3 protein-coding genes are annotated in these 6,217 nt (G+C 47.6%); all 3 read left to right on the forward strand.

Annotated features, from left to right (window positions below):
- Position 1 precedes the first annotated feature (1 nt).
- The 3 genes from B9Z32_RS13135 to aceE all read left to right on the forward strand — a co-directional run bounded on the left by B9Z32_RS13135 (position 2) and on the right by aceE (position 5,519).
- Positions 2-895: a CoA ester lyase gene (locus B9Z32_RS13135; RefSeq protein ID WP_108421869.1), complete on the forward strand. Its 894-nt coding sequence runs from the start codon at positions 2-4 to the stop codon at positions 893-895.
- On the forward strand, positions 892-2,775 hold the full coding sequence (locus B9Z32_RS13140; RefSeq protein WP_108421870.1) for an AMP-binding protein: 1,884 nt from the start codon (positions 892-894) through the stop codon (positions 2,773-2,775). Before B9Z32_RS13135 ends, B9Z32_RS13140 begins: the two co-directional genes overlap by 4 nt.
- A 128-nt stretch (positions 2,776-2,903) precedes the next feature.
- Positions 2,904-5,519 carry a pyruvate dehydrogenase (acetyl-transferring), homodimeric type gene (aceE, locus tag B9Z32_RS13145; RefSeq protein ID WP_108421871.1) on the forward strand — a complete coding sequence of 872 codons (2,616 nt, stop codon included), beginning with the start codon at positions 2,904-2,906 and terminating at the stop codon, positions 5,517-5,519.
- Positions 5,520-6,217 lie beyond the last annotated feature (698 nt).

Raw genomic sequence — 6,217 nt, forward strand, 5'->3', positions numbered from 1 at the left:
CATGACATCCCCAGTAAAAAAAATGCATCGAACTTTGTTGTTTGCGCCAGGAAGTCGAATTGAATTGCTAACAAAAGCACAGCTCGGCGCAGCAGATGCGATGATTTTTGACTTGGAAGATTCAGTGCCATTGAATGCAAAAGCTGAAGCCAGACAAAATGTTCAACAGGTGTTGGCATTGGGTTTAAAAAAGCCCATGTATTTGCGAATCAGCAATCCACGTGCTGGAGACTACCTGGCCGACTTGGGTGTCCTCCATAACCAATCTTTGGTCAATGTGGCGGGTGTTGCATTGCCTAAAGCAGACGATGCGCAAGATATTGAAACTGTTTCCAAAGCCTTGCAGGAAATTGAAATCAAAGCCGGTGTGGCCCTTGGTAGTTTGTCGATCCTCCCTATGATTGAAACTTGTTTGGGTTTGCGCAATTCATTTGATATTGCAAAGTCTTCAAAACGAGTGAGTGGCATGGCATTGGCCAGTGCCGAACAAGGTGACTTTATGGTGGACTTGGGTGGACGCTGGACGCCACGCAATTTGGCTTTGACTTATCCCCGCAGCAAATTGGTGGTGGATTCACGCGCAGCGGGTGTTGAGTGGATTGTCGATGGCGTGTTCATGAATTTGAAAGACACCCAGTTGTTGCGAGAAGAATGTTTGATTGCGCGTGAATTGGGATTTGTGGGCAAGATGGCAATTCATCCTACTCAAGTGGATGTGATGCACGAGGTTTTTTCGCCCAGTGCAGAAGAAATTGAATACGCACGTGGCTTGATTGCAGCTTTTCGTGAAGGTGAGGCGCGTGGTGTCGGCGCTGTGAAATACGAGGGCATGATGGTTGATTACGCCAACGTGCGATTGGCAGAACGTACCTTGGCATTGGTTGAGACTTTATGAATTCAAATCTTTTCAGTTCGGGTGTTATCAAAGAACACTATGACCCGTTTCGCAATATGGCGGATGTTGAAGCCATCGAACAAATTCCCCTAGAAGAGCGCGTCAAGCGATGGGACTTTGCATTGAATTTGTTGGATGGTTGCCGTGATGACCCCAACCGCATTGCATTGCACATTACACACAACGGCAATATCGATGGTGAAGTTAAAACCTGGACATTTGCAGAGCTCGAGAGACGCTCTATCCAGTGTGGCAATTTATTGCGTGCAAGTGGACTCGGTGCCGATGATGTCGTTGCAGTCATTACGCCCACTGTTCCTGGCTTGTTTGCAACCATGATTGGTGGCTTGCTTGCGGTGCGTTTGTTTCCCATCAATTGGATGTTGGATGCGCATGCACTAAGTGACTTGATGCAGCGCGCCGAAGTTAAATTGGTCATTGCATTAGGACCAACACCCGGATTTTCAATTTGGGAAAATGTGAATGCGGCTATTCAAGGCTTAGAAAAGCCGCCTCAAGTGTTGACCTTGCATGAGGCTTTTAGCCCACCAGCGGCACATGACTTATTGACGCAAGCTGAAAAACATGCGGGCGATCGATTGACCTTTGATCGACCCACTGCAAACCGCAACACCGTGGCTTGCTATGTGCATTCTGGCGGTACAACTGGGCATCCTAAAATTGTCAAAATCTTGCACGGTGGCATGGTGTATCGCCAATGGGCGGCCAACAATGGCTTGGCATTCACGCGCCACGATGTTGTTCTATCGGATACACCGCTATTTCACATTGGTGGCTTGCTCGTGCGTGGCCTGGTGAGTACGGCAAACGCCAATACGGCGGTCATTCCAAGTATTTTTGGTGCTCGAGACAAAACATACATGGCCAACTATTGGCGTTATATCGAACGCTTTGGCATCACACAAGTATCCGGTGTGCCCACTACCTTGTCTGTTCTTGCCAAAAATCCGCCCACCACAGAAAACATCAGCTCATTGCGCCCTTACTTTGCAACAGGTTCCACCGCAATGGCTCCCGCAATTCAAGAGCGTCTGACGCAAATCACGGGTGCGCAAGTGATGCAAAGTTATGGCTTAACTGAAAACACCAGCCATGTCACGCTTGATCCACGTGATGGTGAAGTGCGTACACGTTGTTCGGGTATTCGTGTTCCGTACATGAAAATTCGCATTGTCAAAATGAAAGAGGGCGGTGAAATTGAGCGGGAATGCGCCGTTGACGAAATCGGCATGTTATTGGTAGGTGGCCCAGGTGTGGCGGGGGGCTACTTGGATGCATCGCAAAACAAAGGTGCGTTTTTAGACGATGGTTTTTTTGTTACGGGGGACCTTGGAAGTATGGACTCCGACGGATATTTGCGAATCAGTGGAAGACAAAAAGATTTGATTATTCGTGGGGGTCACAACATTGAACCTGGATTAATTGAAGAAGCACTCATGCAGTCGCCATCGGTGGCAATTGCTGCAGCTGTAGGCAAACCGGATACCCATGCGGGTGAATTGCCGATTGCTTACGTGGAGTTGCATCCGGGTGCGAAAGTCAGTCCAGACGAATTGCTTGCATTTGCAACTGAGCGTATTCCAGAGCGGCCTGCTGTCCCCAAAGAGATCGTGATTCTCGATAAACTGCCTCTCACGTCCGTTGGCAAACCCATTAAGCATGTCCTTCAAATGGACGCAGCCAAGCGCGAATTTGAAAGTGCTTTAAAAGCTTTGGCCTGTGACTGGAGCTTGGATATTGTGAACACGGGTGGCAGTGGCCTGGCCATGACAGTTCACCTAAAAAATGCATCACCAACTGACAGAAGCGATGCAGAAAAAATTCTCTCTGCTTATTCGACGCCCTACGAGATTGAATGATCAAGCATGTTGCAACTTTTAGTTATTTGACTGTCAGCTCAAGCCCAAAGGCAGCGCCGTTTTGTAACGTAGCTTTTTGAGCGCAAAGCTGGATCTAATTTTGTGATCTGATAATTAAAGTTCTAAATATGAACGAACCAGTAGAACCGACCCAATTAGCCCAAGACGCAAACCCAGAAGAAACCTCGGAGTGGAAAGACGCCTTTTTGTCTTTGCTTGCCAATGAGGGGCCAGAACGTGTCAACCAAATTTTGAACAGTTTGGCTGTTCTTGCGCGTCAGCATAGGACAGGTTGGCAGCCTGATCTCAACACGCCCTACGCAAACTCTATCTCTGTTGAGGATCAACCGGAGTTTCTTGGAGACATCCAAATTGAAGAGCGCTTAACGTCCATCATGCGTTGGAACGCATTGGCCATGGTTGTCCGCGCAAATCAAGCCTACGGTGAATTAGGTGGGCACATTGCAAGCTATGCGAGCGTGGCAGATTTGTTTGAAACTGGTTTTCACCATTTCTTCCATGCGCGCACCCCAGAACATGGCGGCGACTTGGTTTTTTTTCAGCCTCACAGTGCGCCGGGCGTTTACGCGCGGGCGTTTCTGGAAGGGCGTTTAACGGAAGAGGATTTATTGCACTACCGTCAAGAAATCAATGCGGAAAAAGTTGGTGCGCGTGGACTGTCGAGTTACCCGCATCCTTGGTTGATGCCCGATTTTTGGCAGTTTCCGACGGGGTCTATGGGGCTGGGGCCAATCAGTTCAATCTACCACGCTCGCTTCATGCGCTATCTGACGCACCGAAATTTATTGCAATGCGAAGGCCGCAAGGTGTGGGGCGTCTTCGGTGATGGTGAGATGGATGAACCTGAAAGTATGAGTGCACTGACCTTGGCTGCACGCGAGAGACTAGACAACTTGGTGTGGGTGGTGAACTGTAATTTGCAGCGCTTAGATGGCCCAGTGCGAGGAAATGGAAGAATCATCGATGAACTGGAAAAATTATTTTCAGGCGCAGGCTGGAAGGTTATTAAGTTGGTGTGGGGTAGTGACTGGGATGGTTTGTTTGCGCGTGATACCACGGGCGCTTTATTGAAAGCATTTGCACAAACTGTTGACGGACAAATGCAAACATTTGCTGCAAAAAATGGGCGTTACAACCGCGAAAGTTTTTTTGGACAAAACGAAGACTTGAAACGCTTGGCAGAGGGAATGACCGACGAGCAAATCGATCGTTTAAAGCGCGGTGGACATGATGTCGTAAAAATTTATTCCGCTTACGCTGCCGCGCTTGAGCATCAAGGGCAGCCAGTTGTGATCTTGGCGCACACCAAAAAAGGCTTTGGCATGGGCAGCGCTGGTCAAGGAAAGATGACAACGCACAGCCATAAGAAATTTGATGAACAAGAATTGATTGAGTACCGCAACAGATTCAATTTGCCGCTCACAGATGAGCAAGCAAAGAGTTTGGCGTTTTACAAACCTGAGCCAAATAGTGCTGAGATGGCCTACTTGTTAAAGCATCGCCAAGATCTGGGTGGCAGCCTACCAAAGCGCGAAACTCATTGCGCAATTTTGCCTATTCCCGCATTAGAGACATACGCCCAGTTTGCGATTGCGGCCGATGGCAAAGAGATGAGTACCACCATGGCCTTTGTACGCATGATGGCTAACTTGTTGAAAGACCCTGTCTTGGGCAAACGCTTGGTTCCCATCGTGGCCGATGAGGCGCGTACTTTTGGCATGGCCAATCTGTTTAAGCAAGTGGGAATCTACAGCAGTGTTGGGCAGCGTTATGCGCCAGAAGATATAGGCTCTGTGTTGAGTTACCGAGAAGCATTGGATGGGCAAATTTTAGAGGAGGGCATCAGCGAAGCTGGTGCGCTTGCAAGTTGGACAGCCGCTGCAACCAGCTACAGCGTTCATGGTTTTGCCATGTTGCCGTTTTATATTTATTACTCCATGTTTGGCTTCCAAAGAGTGGGAGATGCCATTTGGGCTGCTGCTGATCAAAGAGCCAGAGGCTTTTTGTTGGGCGCAACCTCAGGCAGGACCACATTGGGTGGCGAAGGATTGCAGCACCAAGATGGCAGCAGTCATTTGGTTGCTGCAACCATTCCCAACTGCAAAGCGTATGACCCTGCTTTTGCAGGAGAGCTGGCAATCATTTTGGACGCAGGAATGCGCGAAATGGTAGAGCAACAGATGGACGTGTTTTATTACGTCACCTTGATGAACGAGAACTATTCGAATCCAGATATCTCACTGGAAAATGTCAGTGGCGTGCTGCGTGGTGCGTATCATTTTGCTAACTTCAAACCTGAAAATGCAAAACCAAAACATTTTGTAACTTTGATGGGATCTGGTGCCATTTTGTTAGAAGTTTTGAACGCAGCCAAGTCTTTGCTTGCACAAGGTATAGATGTTGAGGTGATTAGCGTGACAAGCTGGAGCGAGTTGGCCCGTGATGGTCGGGCATGCAGCGATCAAAATACTCAGAAAGTCTCCTACCTGACAAACTTACTCTCTAAACGCAAAGGACCCATATTGGCCGCATCAGACTATGTTTGCGCTGTGACCGAATCTGTGAGAGCTTTTGTGCCTGAAGGCCGAACATATAAAACCTTAGGAACCGATGGATTCGGGCGAAGCGATACTCGCGCTGCATTGCGTGATTATTTTGGTGTTGACGCAGCGGCCATCGTTAGAGGCGTTACTATGATGTTGCAAGGTGACTTGATATCCTAGCTCAAATATCAACCCCTGATACACAAATACAAAGGGGTTCTTTAATGTGGCCCCTCGACCCGGGCGCCTGCTGACTTTCAAGCGTTCCGTCGAAGGTCAGAATTTTTTTATAAATCTCATTAGCCCTTTGTAAAAATCATAGAAGATTCTTAAATCACACGATCATTGTCGTTGACTAAATTTTGAGATGTTCGAAGAGCTCAGGCTGTAAATTGCTTGCCAGATTATTTTTGCGTTGTAGCCTGACTTGCCTGATGAAGGCCATTGGCGTAACTTGTTTGTACAGTTGAAACAGTTCGATTAGTTGCTCTTTAGAAAACCCACTCTTTTTTGTAAGCTGCGTAAAGCCTAGAGTTTGATCAAAGTTTTCAGTAATCCAGACACACAACTCCTCCAGCCTCTTGGCATTAGAAGCACTTAGTGGAGTACGCTTCTTGGTCGTTGATCGCATTGGATTCTCCAATCATTGACCTATTCTGAACGTCACATCTTGAAAAACTTATGGGGTATTCCCTTGTCATTCAATTGTCAAGTTTTTAACAATACTTGCACCAAAACGATTCATATAAATGTGAGTTAGCCCCCTGAATGACAGTCCCATCGGTATTCCTTAAACTAACAACTAGGAATAAGACTATGGATATGACTATGTCATCAATAAGACCTAACCGGGTGGAAGTGGTCACCAGTGTTCAGCG

This window comes from Limnohabitans sp. MMS-10A-178, from assembly GCF_003063375.1.
Taxonomy (GTDB): Bacteria; Pseudomonadota; Gammaproteobacteria; order Burkholderiales; family Burkholderiaceae_C; genus Limnohabitans_A.

Bases quoted from the DNA above. Each gene is read 5' to 3' on its own strand.
- B9Z32_RS13135 (WP_108421869.1), top strand. From the start codon at position 2: ATGACATCCCCAGTAAAAAAAATGCATCGAACTTTGTTGTTTGCGCCA.
- aceE (WP_108421871.1), top strand. From the start codon at position 2,904: ATGAACGAACCAGTAGAACCGACCCAATTAGCCCAAGACGCAAACCCA.
- B9Z32_RS13140 (WP_108421870.1), top strand. From the start codon at position 892: ATGAATTCAAATCTTTTCAGTTCGGGTGTTATCAAAGAACACTATGAC.